Origin of the sequence: Turneriella parva DSM 21527 (genome assembly GCF_000266885.1) — a bacterium.
GTDB classification, from domain to species: domain Bacteria; phylum Spirochaetota; class Leptospiria; order Turneriellales; family Turneriellaceae; genus Turneriella; species Turneriella parva.
Genome location: NC_018020.1, coordinates 2,082,034 through 2,098,155, shown reverse-complemented (window position 1 = coordinate 2,098,155; position 16,122 = coordinate 2,082,034). Strand labels below are relative to the sequence as shown.

At 53.4% G+C, this 16,122-nt stretch carries 15 protein-coding genes; 5 read left to right on the top strand and 10 right to left on the bottom strand.

The genetic code is table 11. The annotated features are described in order from the left end of the window. Positions 1 to 51: 51 nt before the first annotated feature. Positions 52 to 1,002 carry a DUF4349 domain-containing protein gene (locus tag TURPA_RS21765; protein WP_014803209.1) on the top strand — a complete coding sequence of 317 codons (951 nt, stop codon included), beginning with the start codon at positions 52 to 54 and terminating at the stop codon, positions 1,000 to 1,002. A gap of 10 nt (positions 1,003 to 1,012) precedes the next feature. Here TURPA_RS21765 and TURPA_RS10130 read toward each other — a convergent pair whose 3' ends face one another. The 4 genes from TURPA_RS10130 to mreC are packed head-to-tail and all read right to left on the bottom strand — an operon-like array spanning position 1,013 to position 6,080. Further along, positions 1,013 to 2,536, bottom strand: coding sequence for an FtsW/RodA/SpoVE family cell cycle protein (locus TURPA_RS10130; RefSeq protein ID WP_014803208.1), 1,524 nt, complete (start codon positions 2,534 to 2,536; stop codon positions 1,013 to 1,015). A 42-nt stretch (positions 2,537 to 2,578) separates the two neighbouring features. After that, positions 2,579 to 4,435 (bottom strand): penicillin-binding protein 2, encoded by a 1,857-nt coding sequence (mrdA, locus tag TURPA_RS10125; RefSeq protein WP_014803207.1) that lies wholly within the window; start codon positions 4,433 to 4,435, stop codon positions 2,579 to 2,581. Between the two features lie 8 nt (positions 4,436 to 4,443). Further along, positions 4,444 to 4,995 (bottom strand): rod shape-determining protein MreD, encoded by a 552-nt coding sequence (gene mreD / locus TURPA_RS21760; RefSeq protein ID WP_014803206.1) that lies wholly within the window; start codon positions 4,993 to 4,995, stop codon positions 4,444 to 4,446. Then, positions 4,992 to 6,080, bottom strand: a complete 1,089-nt coding sequence (gene mreC / locus TURPA_RS10115; RefSeq protein ID WP_014803205.1) for a rod shape-determining protein MreC — start codon at positions 6,078 to 6,080, stop codon at positions 4,992 to 4,994. Before mreC ends, mreD begins: the two co-directional genes overlap by 4 nt. Before the next feature lie 200 nt (positions 6,081 to 6,280). Between mreC and apaG the strand changes: the two genes are divergently transcribed. After that, positions 6,281 to 6,670: a Co2+/Mg2+ efflux protein ApaG gene (gene apaG, locus TURPA_RS10110; protein ID WP_014803204.1), complete on the top strand. Its 390-nt coding sequence runs from the start codon at positions 6,281 to 6,283 to the stop codon at positions 6,668 to 6,670. A 54-nt stretch (positions 6,671 to 6,724) separates the two neighbouring features. On the opposite strand, the gene TURPA_RS21755 is transcribed toward apaG, so the two are convergent. Continuing rightward, positions 6,725 to 8,230 (bottom strand): adenylate/guanylate cyclase domain-containing protein, encoded by a 1,506-nt coding sequence (locus tag TURPA_RS21755; RefSeq protein WP_014803203.1) that lies wholly within the window; start codon positions 8,228 to 8,230, stop codon positions 6,725 to 6,727. Positions 8,231 to 8,399: 169 nt separating this feature from the next. Here TURPA_RS21755 and TURPA_RS10100 point away from each other — a divergent pair, with 169 nt between their 5' ends. Beyond that, positions 8,400 to 9,179, top strand: a complete 780-nt coding sequence (locus TURPA_RS10100) for a class II glutamine amidotransferase (RefSeq protein WP_041949207.1) — start codon at positions 8,400 to 8,402, stop codon at positions 9,177 to 9,179. Between the two features lie 66 nt (positions 9,180 to 9,245). Here the strand turns inward: TURPA_RS10100 and TURPA_RS21750 are convergent, their stop codons facing one another. The 3 genes from TURPA_RS21750 to TURPA_RS21740 are packed head-to-tail and all read right to left on the bottom strand — an operon-like array spanning position 9,246 to position 12,726. Beyond that, positions 9,246 to 10,655: an adenylate/guanylate cyclase domain-containing protein gene (locus TURPA_RS21750; RefSeq protein ID WP_014803201.1), complete on the bottom strand. Its 1,410-nt coding sequence runs from the start codon at positions 10,653 to 10,655 to the stop codon at positions 9,246 to 9,248. 59 nt (positions 10,656 to 10,714) lie between these two features. Then, the gene (locus TURPA_RS21745; protein WP_014803200.1) at positions 10,715 to 11,251 is read right to left on the bottom strand and encodes a DUF2937 family protein; all 537 of its coding nucleotides are present in this window, start codon (positions 11,249 to 11,251) and stop codon (positions 10,715 to 10,717) included. A gap of 47 nt (positions 11,252 to 11,298) precedes the next feature. Then, on the bottom strand, positions 11,299 to 12,726 hold the full coding sequence (locus TURPA_RS21740) for an adenylate/guanylate cyclase domain-containing protein (RefSeq protein ID WP_053332164.1): 1,428 nt from the start codon (positions 12,724 to 12,726) through the stop codon (positions 11,299 to 11,301). A gap of 81 nt (positions 12,727 to 12,807) precedes the next feature. On the opposite strand from TURPA_RS21740, the gene TURPA_RS10080 reads away from it, so the two are divergent. Next, positions 12,808 to 14,625: a proline--tRNA ligase gene (locus TURPA_RS10080; RefSeq protein WP_014803198.1), complete on the top strand. Its 1,818-nt coding sequence runs from the start codon at positions 12,808 to 12,810 to the stop codon at positions 14,623 to 14,625. 18 nt (positions 14,626 to 14,643) lie between these two features. Here the strand turns inward: TURPA_RS10080 and TURPA_RS10075 are convergent, their stop codons facing one another. Together TURPA_RS10075 and TURPA_RS10070 are read right to left on the bottom strand one after the other, a co-directional pair. Next, positions 14,644 to 15,051, bottom strand: coding sequence for a type II toxin-antitoxin system VapC family toxin (locus TURPA_RS10075; protein WP_014803197.1), 408 nt, complete (start codon positions 15,049 to 15,051; stop codon positions 14,644 to 14,646). Then, complete coding sequence (locus TURPA_RS10070) at positions 15,048 to 15,275, bottom strand: hypothetical protein (protein ID WP_014803196.1); 228 nt, start codon at positions 15,273 to 15,275, stop codon at positions 15,048 to 15,050. Before TURPA_RS10070 ends, TURPA_RS10075 begins: the two co-directional genes overlap by 4 nt. Positions 15,276 to 15,366: 91 nt before the next feature. Between TURPA_RS10070 and TURPA_RS10065 the strand changes: the two genes are divergently transcribed. Next, complete coding sequence (locus TURPA_RS10065; RefSeq protein ID WP_014803195.1) at positions 15,367 to 16,119, top strand: YebC/PmpR family DNA-binding transcriptional regulator; 753 nt, start codon at positions 15,367 to 15,369, stop codon at positions 16,117 to 16,119. Positions 16,120 to 16,122 lie beyond the last annotated feature (3 nt).

The following is a 16,122-nucleotide window of genomic DNA, read 5'->3' as shown; positions in this document are numbered from 1 at the left end:
AAGACCGCGCAGATTTTCTGAACATTCTTTTTCATGCAGCGTCTAAGCTGCATGAAAAAGAAGATTCTCATCACCTCGGGTTTGGTCGCGGCCATCGTTATCGTTGCGCTTACCTTTAACCGTGCGGCAAATAACTTCAGGCAGATTAAGCTCGGCGAATTCAAGAAATCTGAGTCACCGGCGAGCGCGACCGCTGAAGAAGATTCCGATGAAATACGGCTGAACGCTGCGACTGCCACCGCCGCCCCGCTCGCGGGCTCGAGGCGGGAGAAAGACGTGGCCAAGAATCAGCAGGGTCATGAACCCCTCTTACCCCTCGGCCCTGTTTTTAAGCCGGCGGTCAGCTCTGAACGCAGGCTCGAATACCGGGCAAATCTGACCTACCAGATTGCCGATCTGAAGGCTGCACGCGCATTCTTTAACCAGTGGATACCGCGTTACGGTTTCTTGCAGAGTGAGACCGCTTCGGCGCATGACAACGGTTACCTGACGCTGACGGTGAAGGTGCGCAGCTCGGGGCTTTACGCCGCCCTGGCTGAACTCGATGCTATCGGCACTCTTGCAGCTGAAAATATATCGGTCGTCGATCACACTGAAAACGCGGTCTATCAACAGATGCTTGCCGAACGGGAACAGATTCGCCTGCGCCGCCGGGCGACCGCCGCAGCACAAAATTCTGCAGCTTCGCGCAACTGGCAGGCCACTGAAAACCTGCTCGCCGCGAGCGAAGACAAAGAACTTCAGACCCGCATCGCCGACTGGCGCATCAACGATCGGGTGCAGTGGGCGACGATTACTGTGCAGCTGACACTACCGGCGGCGGTTAAGCCGGCTGCGATCGAGGTGCCTCTCTTTCAAAACGCCTTTGTAGGAGTTCTCAACGTGCTCTTGCAGTTACTCTATCTCGCGATCTATCTTGTGCCCATAGCTGCCTTGGTATGGCTTGGCTGGCGCGCATCGCTCAGAATAATACCCGCGTTGCGTACCATGCCACGGGCTTAAGCCCGTTGGCCTATGCGTTTATAAACCGCCGGCGGTAAATGTTGATGAGAATTCCCACGGAAATGTAACACAAGAGCATATGTGAACCACCGTAGCTGACGAAGCTGAGGGGTATGCCCGTGACGGGTAACAATCCTACTGAAATGCCGATATTAATGAATACGTGCAAAAAGAAGATGAGCGCGATGCCTGACGCGAGCATCGCGCCGAAATCGTCTTTCGACGTCACAGCAATATTGATCGCGCGCAGAATCAAACCAAAGAGCAAAAGCAGCAGCAGCGAGGCGCCCCAAAAGCCCATCTGCTCGCCGACCACAGAAAAGATGAAGTCGTTATACCACTCGGGCAAGAAAGGCGTGTCGCCTTTGGTCATGTCGCCCTTGAAGATACCTTTACCTGCGAATTTGCCTGACCCGACAGTAATGAGCGAATGGCGCAGCTGGTAGCCGGCACCCTTTTGAAACTTGTCGGGATTCACAAACGAAACGATTCGAATCACCTGGTGGGGTTTGAAGTTGATGAACTTGTGGAACATAAAACCCGAGCTGAAAGAGAGCCCGACGATCAGCGCAATGCTCGCGACACGCCGCATCCAGAAGGCACCCGTCATGAAATTACCGAGAAGGCCAAGGCCATAGAAGAAGATGCCGGTGCCGCCGATCGCCATGACGACGACGCCATTGCGCAGCATATCGCGCAGAAAGCTGGGGTTGTTCTTTTCAATGTCTGCAGCAGTCTGCCAGAATATCTTCAGGTTCTCGCCCTGTGAAAGCGTTTCTTTCGCCCAGGTCACGAGGTTTTTGTCTTGTACGAGCCGGGTATTGTAGTTCAGGTTTTCAGCGACCTCCCAGACTTCGAAGTTCAGAATACGCACTGCATCCGCAAGGCGAAAATGATCTTCGCGCAGCGCGTTGTAAATGTCGTCGACGATGACATACCGCTCGTATTCGAGAAACATCGGCGTGAAAAGCGCAAAAAACCCAATGATCGCAAAACCGAAAAGCACGGCCGTGTTCGCACCGCCGATGAAGAGCATGCCAAACAAGATCGACATGAACATGACCGCGCCACCGAGGTCGGGCTGCACACCGATGAGTAAAGCGGGCACTGTCGCGAGCACAGAGGGTATTATCAGCTCTTTAAATTTACCGATCTCTGATTCGCGTAATACCAGGTACTTACTGAGCGTAATGACAATGACAAGCTTCATGAGTTCGGCGGGCTGAAAGCTGACACCGAGAAAACTAAACCATGACCGCGCACCCTTGACCTCTTTGCCGATAAAGGGAACCATAACGAGAAGCAGCAAGACGATGCCGATCGCATAGATCAGTGGCGCAAAGGCGCCAATCGTCTGGTAATTGATATTCGCAAAAACCAGCATGACAATAATGCCAAGTACCAACCAGAAAAGTTTTTTGCGCGCCAGCTCTTCGCCGGTCACGCCGCCCCCGTAGAGCACAATGACCCCAATGAGCGTCGCAGCAACAGCGAGCGAGATTGAAACCCAGTCGAGACGGCTAAATCTTTCCATAACCACCTGCCGGGAAAATTGCGAGCTGTCGGTAAGCGCCCATCAGTTGATCGTGCCTGCCTTCAGCTTTTGTGAATATTTGACGAATACATCGCGCGCTATCGGTGCAGCACCGACGGCGCCGCCCACGCCACGCTCGACGAGAACACCAATGACGACGACGTCTTTGGGTTCGCCGTCGAACGGCCCATAACCGATGAACCAGGCGTGCTGCGACGCCTTGTTGAAGCGATCACCCGAGCGCGTCTGCACGGTGCCCGTTTTGCCGGCAACCGGCACAATACCGGGAACTCGAAAAACCGACGCTGCCGTGCCACGCGTCGTCACGGCGCGCATGCCTTCGCGCACAGCCAGAAGCGCTGACTTTGAAAGGGGAATCTGGTCGGCGATAACCGGCTTCATCTCGAGCTTCACCTGGTCGTTCTCTGCGAAGCGAACCTGTTTAATGAGATGCGGCCTGTAGATGGTGCCGCCGGTTGCGACGGCTGAATAGAAACCGACCATACCAATCAGCGTTGTCTCAATAAAGCCCTGCCCGATGCTGAGGTTTATCGTGTCGCCGTCGAACCAGCGCGTGTTGAATGTCTTCTCTTTCCACGCGCCGTCGGGAACAAAACCAGCGATTTCATTTGGCAGGTCTATCTGCGACTTTTCGCCGAGGTGAAAATAGCGCGAATATTTGATCATGGGTTCAGCGCCCATGCGGTAGCCGGCTTCGTAAAAATACACCGAGCAACTTTGCGCCAGTGCACCGACGAGGTCATTGTGGTGGTGCGTCGCCCAGTCGTTGAAGATCGCGTCGGGCGACCCCTTATAGCTGCTCTTCAGCACGAATTTGCCGGGGCATGAATAGCTGTCTGATTTTGAAAGGCGCTTTTCTTCAAGGCCGGCGAGCGCGACCAAAGGTTTGTACGTTGAGGCCGGAGGGTATTTCGTCGAGATTGCGCGGTTGAGTTCGGCCTTCTCTTCTTGTACTTTTCGAATATGGTCGGCCCGGTCAGGGTTGTCGAGCGCGATCAGAATATTTGGGTCAAAATCGGGTTTCGAGACAATCGCCAGAATTTCGCCCGTATAAGGGCGGATTGCTATCAACCCGCCAGTTTTGTCGGCCATGGCCTTGGCCGCCGCCAGCTGCAGGTCTGCGTCGATCGTCAATATCAGGTTATTGCCCGGCACAAAGTTGCGAAAAACCTTTTGCTCTTCAATGTCGCCCGTCGCTGATTTGATCTGTACGATTTCGCCGTCTTCGCCGCGCAGAATCGTATCGTACTGCGCCTCTAACCCGTTTTTACCGGTGTACTGGTAACTTCTGACCCCGGCTGAAATTTCGCGCTGATTGGGCAGGCCAATGTAACCCGTGAGGTGCGCGGCGGCTGAACCCAGATTGTAATAACGCCGCGAAATCGGCCGAATGATGAATTTTGAAAAGGTAATGTAATAATCTGCAATGACGGTAATCTGATCGGGCTTCAGGTTTTCGATGAGCACTATTTCTTCGTGCGCCTTGTACTTGTTGTCGGCTACCTTCTGCGTCAATGCACCCTCAGGGTAGCGGAGCAGGCGTTCGAGTTTGCCCACAAGCTCTTTCAGCTCTTTTTTACGGGGAAAGTGAGAAGGTATTACGCTCAGCGACACAGCTGAAGAATTCGATACGATGTATGTCGCCTTGTCACGGCTGGTATAGTTGCGGGCGAAGAGCTCTCCCCTCGGGGCATTGAGCGCCACGACCCGGCGAATAACACGCTGCGACTTATCGAAGAACTCGTCACCGCGCAAAAGCTGCAGATCACCGAGACGCAGAATCAAAAGCCCCAGCATCGCCAGCGTAAAAATCGTCAGGCCGGTAACGCGCCGGTCGAGACGCTGGCGCAGCTGAAACTGTTGTATCGTCTGCGCCATGCCTTAATTTACCCCAGTCGGCGGATAATGCGCTGCCCTTCTGTTTTCTCAACCGTGGGAAAAGCCCAGCGCAGCAGCCGAAACCAGACTATCGAGAGAATCGCCGTGAACAGCGCTTCGGGCAAGACGATCGTGATGAGCGATGCCGCATGCGCGCTGCTGTGAAAAATCGCGACTGTGAAGAACATGAGAATACCCTTCAAAAGGCAGGCGACAAATACAACGATGACAATCAGAGAGGTCGCATCTTTGTTGATGTCGCGCGCAACCTTGCCCGACACATAACCAATGATGGTCTTGGCGAGCGCCGACGTACCGATATAATATTGCATATCTTGTTTCACGAGGTTTGTGTAACCACCGAGATTGATATCTTGCAACAGGCCGCCGAAAAAACCAATCCACAGGGCGGCGAAAGAACCGCGGTAGAGCGCAAAGTAGACAGTGAGTATCAGCAGAAAATCGGGCTTTACCGAACCCAGAGCAAAGAAGTCGACGCTCGTCTGCAGAAAATACGAAACAAAAATCGCGATGCCAATGACGATCTTTTCGAGTATCATTGTGCCTCCTCTGCGTCTGGTGCGGCAGGGTTTTGCGCAGGCTTCGGCGCCGCGTCGCCTTTGGGCGCGGCATCGGGCTTCACGGCAGACTTTTCTGCGGCTGCGTCGCCGTCGGCTTTATCGGGCTTAGCCTTCTGCGCTGCGGGCACCGGCGGCTGCAATTTGGGTTCTTCAACCGTGTCGGGCTTCAGCGGTAAAAAGTTCAGCGATTCGGTATCGACCTTTTTCTGAATCACGATCACAAAATCGAGTTTCTTGAAATCGATTACCGGGCTGATTTCGGCTTTCTGAAAGCTGCCGAGCCGTTCTATTCGTTTGCCGACGGTGCCTACCGGCAACCCCCTGGGAAATATGCCATCGCCGCCTGAGGTCACGATTTCATCGCCCGGCGAGATAAACACGCCGAGGCTGAGATAGTCGATGAGCGGCGCGTCTTGGTGCGGGCTCTGGCCGTTTAAGAGCGCCCAATGTCCCGTCTTTTTGACGTTCACGCCAATGCGCGAAAACTGGTCGGTAAGGGGCAAGATGCGCGCCGAATGCGGGTTCACCTGAATGACCTTGCCGACAATGCCGACGACGAGTTTGGTTTCTGCGGGCTTATTATTTTCTGCCGGCACGGTCACCGTCTGCAGCGCAACGACGGGCATATAAGTCGCGACTCCGTCGGCGCTGCCTTTGTTGATAATAATTGTTCTGAACCAGTTGTCGGGGTCTTGAGAAATAACCTCTGCCTGCAACACCGGGTGGTTGCTCACGGGAGGCAGCTGCAAGAACTGCCGCAGCTTAACATTCTCTTCGCGCAGCCTGATCAGCTCGACCTGAGTATCGAGGTTCGATTTGACTTTTTCACGCAACGCGTCGCGCTCTGATCGCACAGCTTCATAGGTGCCATAGCTGTCGACAAACCGCGACATGCCCTTGCCGAACGAAGTGAAGGTGCCCGAAAAAAAATCGAGCGCCTGGCTCGCGCTGTTCGCGGTACGCGACAGCAGGTTCGATTTCCAGATGAGGCAGCTGAGGCAAATGGTAACGGTCAATACCAGCGAAGAGCCGGTCTTGTAGCGTGAGAGTATTTCAGCGAGCATGACTTGAAAAAAGCCCTAAATCCGGCATCTGGAATTATGTCTCTTCATTATCTACACGCTCCGTCAATTGAAATTGCATTGAATCGGCAGAAGCTCGCTGAGGCTATTTTCGCTGGCGGGAGCTTCTGGCGATTCGTTGGATATCCCCCTCTTCTGGCCATTTGTGATTTACGCCGCCTTGACGCAGAAGAGGCGTACGCATGCCGGCCACCGCCGATTCAGAGATTGTGACCGAAGGCATTCGCGTGAAGGCAGAGCCTCACTTTTTGGCCGAACGGTCGATACCCGAACAGGGCCAGTACCTGTTCACGTACAAAATTACGCTCGTGAACGAAGGTGATGCCTGGGCCAAACTGAAATCACGCCATTGGATTATTATCGACTCTGACGGCCACCGCGAAGATGTTTATGGGCCGGGTGTCGTGGGTGAAGAACCCGAACTCGAACCGGGTGACACCTATACCTATTCGAGTTTCTGCCCGCTGTCGACAAACTTCGGCACGATGGAAGGCAGTTTCAGCATGGTTCGCCGCGACGGTTCACCTTTCGAAATCAGGGTCGCGCGTTTTTATCTGACAGTGAACCAGTAACAACAAGCTTCGCCTGCCAGGGTTCGCTTATGCGAATTGCCGCAGCGGCAGGCATCACAGCGCGTAAACGACAGTGCCCGAAGATTTACCTCGAAGCATGATCTTGCCGATCTTGCGCAGCTGCGGCATGCCCTCGGTTGCAGCAAGCTCAGCCGTCGCGTCAGAGAGCAGCAGATTTTCGCCGACTTTTTTACCCAGCGCTTCGATGCGTGCTGCAACATTGACCGCGTCGCCGATCACCGTGTATTCTTGCCTTTGTTCGCTGCCAATGCGCCCGGCAAGCACCTCACCCGAATGGATACCCAAACGAATGCCCGGTTTCTCGCCAGACAGATCCGAATAATGGGTGCGAAATTGCAGCGCCGCGGCGATCGCCGCGTCGGCATGCGTTTCAAGCGGAACCGGTGCATTGAAGATTGCCATGAAGGCGTCGCCGATAAACTTATTGATAATGCCACCATGCGCTGAAACAACATTCTGCGCGAGTTCGAAATATCGGTTCAGAAACTTCACGACTTCTGCGGGTGAATGCTTTTCTGAGAAGCCCGTAAAGCCCGCGAGATCGCAAAACAATACGCTGATGACCCGCAGTTCGCCGTCGAGCTGACCGCTGCCCAGAAGATAGTCGCGCACCGAAGGGTCGACCATGCGACCGAATGTCTCGCGCATCTCTTCGCGCTCTGCGAGACCGCGCGCCATGGCATTGATGTCTGCCGCCAGCGTGCCGATTTCATCACCAGACGTCACAGAAACCGAGGTGGTAAATTCACCCGTTTGAATGCGGGTGGTTGCACTCTGCATTTCACGCAGCGGCGCGCTGATGAACTTGCTCTGCAGCCAGGTAAGCATTATGCCGATCACAATGATCAACAGCAGCAGCAGCACCAGGTCGCGCGTCGCGAGGTATTCGAAGTCTGCAGGTTTGTGCGCATCGAGAAAAAATATGATGCGCGCCAGAATAATGAGCGGTAAACCCAGGGTCGCCAGAAGATGAAGCACGAGCCTCATGCGGATAGAGAGGTTAAATGCGCCCATGAGCGCCTCTGGCTTTATCTGCTCGCTGATTTTCGGCATGATGAGCCGCCGGTTGATAAATTCAAGGCTGTAGTAACAAATGAGCAGCGCCATCGCGGCGAGCACCCAGGTAAAAATCAGTGAATCCCAGATGAACTGCCCGGGAATTCCCGGTCTGAATAGCAAAATCGCGCTGAAAGAGAATATACCAATCACCCAACCGGTCGTCGCCAGCAGACTGACTAAAATCGGTAACTGCAGCGCCCGCTTCTGCAACTTCGTCGAATCGGCGATTTTTCTGGCAAAGTCTGAATAGAATCCGGGAGAAATTATTTTATAGATGAACGGCATAACAACCACAAAGGGCAATATACGCGACGAAAATAAGATTACCGGATCGCTGTCGATAATACGTGAAAGATAACGCAGCTCGGGCGCGATGAAAAAACCGCTGAGCCAAGTAATTGACCCGACAACAATTGCGTTCGACAAGAAACTGATCGTTAACATGCCAATGTAGCAATTACGAAAATAGTGCGCACCCATGGTCGGGCAAAACCAGTGGCGATTGCAGCGTAAACAGATAAACCTGACCAAAGCGGACATCTGCGCCGGGCACCAGCTCTGGGCTTCAACTAACCCGTAACCAGTTCAGAAGAGCGAAGGTTAATTTAATGGTTTTTGACATATCGCGTCGATGCGCCGTGCCGGTAAGGTGTGCGAAATTCTGGGAATGAGCGCCAATGTCCCGACTGACATTGTATTCAGCTTCACGGGGTTAATCCGCCGGGGTGGCGAAACCGGGCCACACCGCGACGGCTGGGGCATCGCATTCTACGAAGACAAGGGGCTGCGACTGTTTCACGACCCCGAAGAGAGCAGTCGCTCGAAGATCGCGGCGTTCTTGCAGTCATACCCGATTCGCAGCGAGATTGTCGTCAGCCATATACGCAAGGCGAACCGCGGCAAGGTGGCGCTGAAAAACACGCACCCTTTCGTGCGCGAGCTGTGGGGGCGCAACTGGGTGTTCGCACACAACGGGCAACTGAAGGGCATCAAAAAAGTAAAATTCGACAGCTTTGAACCTGTGGGCACGACCGATTCAGAGGCGGCGTTCTGCTGGCTTTTGGGTAAGTTGCGCAGAAAATTCAGCACTCCGCCTGCGCAACCGGCACTCATCAAAGAAATTCAAAAGTTGTTTGCAGAGCTCGCAGAACGGGGTGTGGCGAATATTCTGATGAGCGATTCAAACCTGTTGTTTACACACTGCAGTAACCGGCTGGTGCACATTACACGGCGCGCACCGTTCGGCAAGGCGCAGCTGCTCGATGCAGATGTCACGGTTGATTTTCAGAAGGCCACCACCGAAAAAGATGTCGTCACGATTCTGGCGACGCGGCCGCTCACGGGCAACGAAAACTGGATTCATTACAAAAGCGGCGAATACCGTGTCTGGCGCGACGGCGAAACAGTCTCTACCAACCTGAAGGCCTGACAGGTTCCTTTTTGGCAACCTGGCAGCAGGCGAACGGAACCGAAAAAGTGAAAAGCAGCGTCGTCGCTATGCCCTACCCAGTGCATAGGTTTCAATTGCATTTTTCTTTCCCTTGAGCGCCAGGGCACCGACTGCCTGCCACGCGGCATTCTTGAGTTCGGGGCTGAGCGCATCGAAAACTGATTTCGAAACCACAATTTCGCGCCCGATGTCTTTGCTCGCTGACTCGAGCCGTGCCGCGGTATTGACCGTGTCGCCGATAAAGGTGTATTCTTGCCTGTCGGGCGAACCGATACGACCGGCAATCACCTCGCCCGAATGGATGCCGAGCCCAATGCGAATTTCATGCCCCAGCTCACGCGTCAGCTTCGCGGCTGCCGCTACCATTTCGCCCGCAGCTGTGACTGCGCTCTGAGGCCCCGGTTCAGTGTCGCCCAGCCCGAATACCGCGAGAATGCCATCGCCAATAAACTTATCGACCTCGCCGTTATGCCGGTGAATAATCTCAACCATCACGGTAAAATAACGGTTCATCATTGCAACGAGCGCTTCGGGGCTGATACTTTCTGACAGCGTCGTAAAATTTCGAACATCTGACATCAGCACGGTCAGTTCGATTTTTTCACCGCTCATTGTATGCTGGCTGTCGGCGAGCAGCCGCTTGGCGATGCGCGGGCTGACCATTTTGCCGAAGACAGACTGAATCTTCTGTTTTTCGCGCAGACCGGCAATCATTGAATTTGTGTGGGTGGCGATATTGCCGAATTCATCATTGGTGACGACCGGTACGGCAACTTCAAGATTACCCTGTGACACATCTTCGAGTGTGCGGGTTTGATTCTCAAATAATAATCTGAGGTTGCGTGAATAAGCGACGATGAGGCCTATAAGCAATGCGAGCAGAACCCCCATCACAAAGAAGATCTCTTTCAGAACCGAAGGGCGGTAATAGGCAACGGCGCCTGGTTGCTGCGTCGCCAGCCACTTGAGATCTTTATCGACGACCAAAAATATTGTTACCGTCGAAAGTACAACGGCCACGATTGTCACCGCCGAAATGCGTTGAATAATCGACGATTTGGATTTACCCAAGAAATCAAAACTCTCTGCACTGCGGAGCATTTTGCGCTGCAACGCAAGGTATGCATGCGTCGAGATAAAAAAGCCGAGCGCCGTAAAGCCTACTGCAACCTTACCCCCGCTTGCCAAAGGAAACTCATAGTTGGTTCGGTTATAGAGCGCAAGCCCGACGGCCATTGCGGCAAAAATAGCGAAATCATGCCAGCCGCGCGTGGCCGAGGTGTAGCGTAGCAAACCCCGAAGCGACAAACCCGCAATGAAGACGGCAGCCAGCTCAACCGCAAAACGATCGATTCCGAGGCCATCGATGTAGGGACAGACGCTGCCACCGTAATACAGAATAATCAGGTAGGCCAAAGCATACCAGCTGACGATAAACAGATTCTCGCGCCTCATTCCCCTTCGTCGGGGTAATGCGGCTGATATTACGCGAAAAAGGTATCAGCTTTGGCGCTTCAATAGCCGCCCTGGGCTTTTTGACCAATACCCAGCCAGCGTTTGGGAAAAAACAGTACTGCGCGGTAGAGCAGCATACCCAGAATAATGCCGACGATGACGTAAAGCAGAGATTCGAGTGTCATCGGCAACGCCGGTTGAAACTGTACATTCTTCGCAAGCGACCAGTCGACGTGTTTCAAAAACACAAATGGCCGCGAAAAAGCCGATGCGTTCTTGATCGCTTCGAACGCGAGCTTTACCTTCTCAAAGTTGTTCAGCTGGCTCTGGTGCAGTTCGCCCGATTTTTTTGCCGCCTGCGATTCAGATTTGGTCAGGTCGTCGATGAACTGTTTCGTGGTCATCTCGAGCTCGGCAGCCTTGTCAGCAATTTCTTTCACCGATTTTTCGTACGTGGCCCTGGCCCCGCTTAAGACATTGAGGTAGAGGTTCATATATTGTGGTGCCTGGCTGAGCATCAGGGCCGCAAAAAAGACAAAAAGTCTTTCAGCCAGCGAACCGAAAAAGCCGCCAATATATTTTGTTATGAATTGCATGAACCCGGTTGCGCGAGCTTTGCGAAGTGTAAAGCGAAAGCCCCGGCCTACAAGTGCTTACGGTTTTTCAGCAGGCGCGTCTTTTCAATGAGCCGCAAATGATTCTGCGCCGCGCCGTCGCCCGGCACCTTTGCGAGGCACTTTTCGAAATATTCGCTTGCTTCGTCGAGCCTGCCGGCACGCATTGCTTCAACGCCTTTCTCGAACTCGTGCGCATTCGCAATGAGCTGCTGCTGGCGTTCTTCGGGTAGTGGATTCAGCAGTTCATAGATCTTCAGCGTCTGCGTTTTACCTCTGAGTTGGGCGACATCGACGAGCCGAATGCGGTAATCGTCTTTGGGAATCTGCGCCAGCGATTCACCGCTCAGCAAAATCGCCGCGCCGAGCTTTTTCGTGAGGCTTTCGATGCGCGAGGCTGCATTGACCGTATCGCTGATGACGGTATTCTCCATGCGGCGTACCTCGCCGATAGTGCCCAGCATAATGCGCCCGGTGTGAATACCGATACCAATGCGAATTTCGGGAAAAATGCCGTCAATAAACTGCGCATTGAACCTTTGCAGCATTTCATGCATTGCCACGGCGGCACGCGCGGCATCGGCGCTGTTAAAGAAGAGCGCCAGAATGGCGTCACCAATATATTTGTCGATGAAGCCATTGTTCTCACGAATAATCGGCCCCATGACGCTCAGATAATCGTTGATAAATGAGAAGTTTTCGGCGGGGCTCAGCGTCTCTGATATGCCGGTGAAGTTGCGAATATCGGCAAACAGAATCGTCATCTCTTGTTCGGTGTGGTCGCCGAGGCCAACCTCATGAATATTCTTTCGGTTCAAGAGCTGTAGAAATTCTGTGGGCACAAACCGGTTTAGCGAAGCATTGGTTTTTTCAACCTCGGTCACTGCTGAATCCATGACATTGCGCAGCAGAAAGAGCAGAGTCGTGATCAGGGTCAAAGCTATCACGCTCGTCATTAATCCTACTTGAGCTGCTGTCAGATATTCGCCGTCGATCTTTGGGCGAAGCAGCGCGAAAAAAACCACGTTTGCGATGACCATGAGTGCATACATCGGTAAAATGTAACGCTTGCGCCCGAATAGGCCGACGACCAGAATCGGTATTGCAAACAGGTGAATGAATGTCGAGTACGCGGTGAAATATTCGCCCTCAAGCTTGCGGTATTGCGCGAGCGCGATGATCAGAAACGCCACAAAAGCCAGCGTCTGCCCGGCGAGATAGAACCGGCCTCGGGAAAGAATGAATAAACAGGTGAGGCCGATAGCCATCGAAGCGAGCATCGGCGGCCCGGCAATCGGCATGCGGTGCGGAATCCAGATTGCGTAAATTACAAGAAAGAGTGGCATGAGCAAAACGAGCGAAACGCAAAAATAATAGAGAATCGTCGCCTTGCGCCGAATGACATAGCCGGCGTCGTAATAGGGTTTCAAAGCCCAGCCTTTGAGCTTTTGCAGCATTTCCCAGACTGCTTTTAAAAGACGGCCGGTCAACGAGATGAACGTCTTTACAGGGTGTCTCAGTTTCATTTTTCATTTTGAATGCGCGCGTCTCAGCTGCCTCTCTTTACCTCAAAAAACGATCCGAACGATGCGCAGGTTGCCTCACACCGCCTGCTCTCGCGAGCGGGGTACATTCGCAAACAGGGCTCGGGCCTCTACGCATACCTGCCGTTCGGCGACATGGTTCACCGCAAGATTGAACAGATTATTCGCGAAGAGATGAACCGCTTCGGCGGCGTCGAAGTCACATTGCCGGTGATTACCCCCGCTGAACTCTGGCAAGAATCGGGCAGATGGGATCTCATGGGCAAAGAAATGATGAGGATGCAAGACCGTCATGAGGTCGGTTACGCCCTGGGGCCAACGCACGAAGAAGCGATGACCGACGTGGCGCGCAGCTTTCTACAATCGTACAAACAGCTACCGATCAACCTCTACCAGATTGGCCGCAAATACCGCGATGAAATTCGCCCGCGCTACGGCCTTATTCGCTGCCGCGAATTCGTCATGAAAGACGCCTATTCGTTTCATGCAGACGACAAGTCACTCGACGAAACCTACCAGAAAATGCGTGAGGCCTACCGCGCCATTTTCGAAAGATGCGGATTAAAAACGATACCAGTCGAGGCCGACTCAGGCAATATGGGCGGCAGCGGTTCTGAAGAATTTATGGTCGCCTCGTCGATCGGTGAAGAGACGTTGCTGCTCTGCAGCGACGAGGCGTGCGGCTATCGCTCGAATCAAGAGAAGACTGCTTTCTTTGAAAATCCCAGCAGGGGCGAATCTGTATCCGCCCAAAACGAAACTGCCAGCGAATTTGAAACCGGCGCACTGAAAACCATTGAAGAAGTCGCGAAGCTCACGGGACAAAACCCACGCGATTTTATCAAAGCAGTCATCTTTGAAGATGCGCAGAATATCTATCTCTGCTTCGTTCAGGGTGACCGCGAACTCTCTGAAATCAAGATGAAGAACCTTGCCGGCGCAACCGACTACTGGCTCGCAGCTGAAGAAACTATAAAAGCCGTCACTGGCGCCGAACCAGGCTACGCCGGGCCAGTTGGCCTGAAGTACAAGGATGGCGAAAACGTCGAAGGCACCCTTCGACAAGCTCAGGGTGACGAAAAGGTCATGGTGAGCCCGTCGAACCATGGCAAGGGCAAGAGCGCAGATAACAGAAAAACGCTTCGCGTTTTCTTTGACACACACCTCAAAGGGCGCTCGGGCCTTATCACCGGCGCGAACAAGACCGGTTACCACACCAAGAACGTCGCCGAAGGCCGCGATTTCACTATTTCAGAAGGCCATGACCTGATCGTCGCGCATGCCGGGGACATTTGTCCGCAATGTAAGAAGGCAGAACTTACCGAAACACGCGGCATAGAAGTCGGCCACATCTTTAAGCTCGGTAAAAAGTACTCAGAAAAGATGAAACTCTCGGTGCTCGACCCGAACGGCAAACCTCTCACGCCGACCATGGGCTGTTACGGCATCGGCGTCGGCCGCACGATGGCGACATCGATCGAACAGAACCACGACGAACGCGGTCTGATTTGGCACAAGAACCTGACCCCTTTTGTGGTTTATCTCGTGTCGCTGGCGAAGAGCGAGAGCGAAATCGCATTCGTTGATCAGCTTTACGCGAACCTTCAGGCTAAAGGTATCAGCGTTTACCTCGACGACCGCGACGAACGCGCGGGGGTTAAATTTAACGACGCAGAGCTGGTTGGCTTTCCGTTCATTGTCACCGTCGGCAAAAAGTCGATTGAATCGGGTAAACTCGAGGTCAAACTGCGCCGCAGTGGCGAAAAACTCGAACTCAGCGAAGCCGAATTGGTTCAACTGGTGATGGAATAACCCATTACCCGTTAAACCCTATTTCACTGGTTTAATCTTGCGCCCGGTCAGCGACAGATGATAATCGGTTGACCACACCGTCTGAATCTTCTGCGCTTCGAGCAGCGCAAGACTCGCCGCATCGACGTATGTCAGTTTAGACCCACGATGCCGGTCGAGCATTGCTTCAGTTGCGACCTGCGCGTCGACAGTCGAAAACAAGATCTTTAGTTTAGGGATAGCGTGCACAAACAGGCGAAACTGCCGCGCAATCTCTTCACCCGCCTGATGCAAGAACCACGAATACGTCTCAGACAATACCAGCTCTGAAGTGTAAGGCTGAATATTCTTCTCTTGAAAGAGGTAGAGCGCCTGTTGGTGCCAACGGTCTCGCTTGTTCAAATAGGCGATAAAAATGCCGCTGTCGATGAAGACCTTTTCTGTCATAAGAAGCGTTTGCCATAAACCACTTCGTCGACCGTTGAACTGTCATTGGGGTCACCGTCGTAGATACCGGCAAAGCGTGCGATAGGCCCGGCCTTGCGGTATTTCACGAGCTGCTCGGTTACACTTTGCCTGCAGAACTCGGCGAGCGAAATACCGTTCTCAGCAGCGTGAATTTTCGCCTCTTCGTATACCTCGCTTTCGAGAGATATCTGAGTCCTAATCATGTTATCATGATTGCATATAATGATAACATGTCAACTATTTGTGGCCGCTTTCTACTTTGCGGCCGGTCTTAAAACCGCAATCAATCCGCGCATGGCAGGCCATAGTAAGTGGAAAAATATTCAGCACCGCAAGGGCGCGGCAGACGCGAAGCGCGGCGCCATGTTCACGAAACTGGCGAAAGAGATTATGGTTGCGGCAAAGCTGGGTGGCGGTGATGAATCCGCAAACCCGCGCTTAAGAACCGCCACGCTCAAGGCCCGGCAGAACAGCATGCCCAAAGACAACATCGAACGGGCGATCAAGAAGGGCACCGGCGAACTCGAGGGCGTGACCTATGAAGAAGGCGTCTACGAAGGTTATGGTCCGGGCGGCATCGCGATCATGGTTGAAGTGCTGACCGACAAGAAGTCACGCACCGTGCCCGAGCTCAAGAGCACTTTCAAGACTAACGGCGGCACTATGGCCGAAGCCAACGCGGTTGCATACCTTTTTGATAAGAAGGGCCTCATTCTCGTTGAAGGCGACAACATTACCGAAGACGACGTCATGGAAATCGCGCTCGATGCGGGCGCAGAAGACATCGAGAAAGACGATGAAAAGGTTTTCGCCGTCAAAACCAGCGTGAATGATTTTCACGCAGTGCTGTCGGCTATGGAGCCAAAACTTGCCGCGAAAGGTTACAAGATCGTTGAATCGGCGCTCAAGTACATTCCGCAGACGACCATTACGGTTGAAGGCGAAAAGGCGAAAGAGGCGCTCGAACTGATCGAAGCGCTTGAAGACAATGACGACGTGCAGAACGTGTACACGAATCTCGAGCTGACCGACGCAATGATGGCGTGACAT

What these genes read in the sequence shown, in the direction of transcription:
- TURPA_RS21765 (WP_014803209.1), top strand. Translation starts at nt 52, where the DNA reads ATGAAAAAGAAGATTCTCATCACCTCGGGTTTGGTCGCGGCCATCGTT.
- TURPA_RS10130 (WP_014803208.1), bottom strand. Translation starts at nt 2,536, where the DNA reads ATGGAAAGATTTAGCCGTCTCGACTGGGTTTCAATCTCGCTCGCTGTT.
- mrdA (WP_014803207.1), bottom strand. Translation starts at nt 4,435, where the DNA reads ATGGCGCAGACGATACAACAGTTTCAGCTGCGCCAGCGTCTCGACCGG.
- mreD (WP_014803206.1), bottom strand. Translation starts at nt 4,995, where the DNA reads ATGATACTCGAAAAGATCGTCATTGGCATCGCGATTTTTGTTTCGTAT.
- mreC (WP_014803205.1), bottom strand. Translation starts at nt 6,080, where the DNA reads ATGCTCGCTGAAATACTCTCACGCTACAAGACCGGCTCTTCGCTGGTA.
- apaG (WP_014803204.1), top strand. Translation starts at nt 6,281, where the DNA reads ATGCCGGCCACCGCCGATTCAGAGATTGTGACCGAAGGCATTCGCGTG.
- TURPA_RS21755 (WP_014803203.1), bottom strand. Translation starts at nt 8,230, where the DNA reads ATGGGTGCGCACTATTTTCGTAATTGCTACATTGGCATGTTAACGATC.
- TURPA_RS21750 (WP_014803201.1), bottom strand. Translation starts at nt 10,655, where the DNA reads ATGAGGCGCGAGAATCTGTTTATCGTCAGCTGGTATGCTTTGGCCTAC.
- TURPA_RS21745 (WP_014803200.1), bottom strand. Translation starts at nt 11,251, where the DNA reads ATGCAATTCATAACAAAATATATTGGCGGCTTTTTCGGTTCGCTGGCT.
- TURPA_RS21740 (WP_053332164.1), bottom strand. Translation starts at nt 12,726, where the DNA reads ATGCTGCAAAAGCTCAAAGGCTGGGCTTTGAAACCCTATTACGACGCC.
- TURPA_RS10080 (WP_014803198.1), top strand. Translation starts at nt 12,808, where the DNA reads ATGCGCGCGTCTCAGCTGCCTCTCTTTACCTCAAAAAACGATCCGAAC.
- TURPA_RS10075 (WP_014803197.1), bottom strand. Translation starts at nt 15,051, where the DNA reads ATGACAGAAAAGGTCTTCATCGACAGCGGCATTTTTATCGCCTATTTG.
- TURPA_RS10070 (WP_014803196.1), bottom strand. Translation starts at nt 15,275, where the DNA reads ATGATTAGGACTCAGATATCTCTCGAAAGCGAGGTATACGAAGAGGCG.
- TURPA_RS10065 (WP_014803195.1), top strand. Translation starts at nt 15,367, where the DNA reads ATGGCAGGCCATAGTAAGTGGAAAAATATTCAGCACCGCAAGGGCGCG.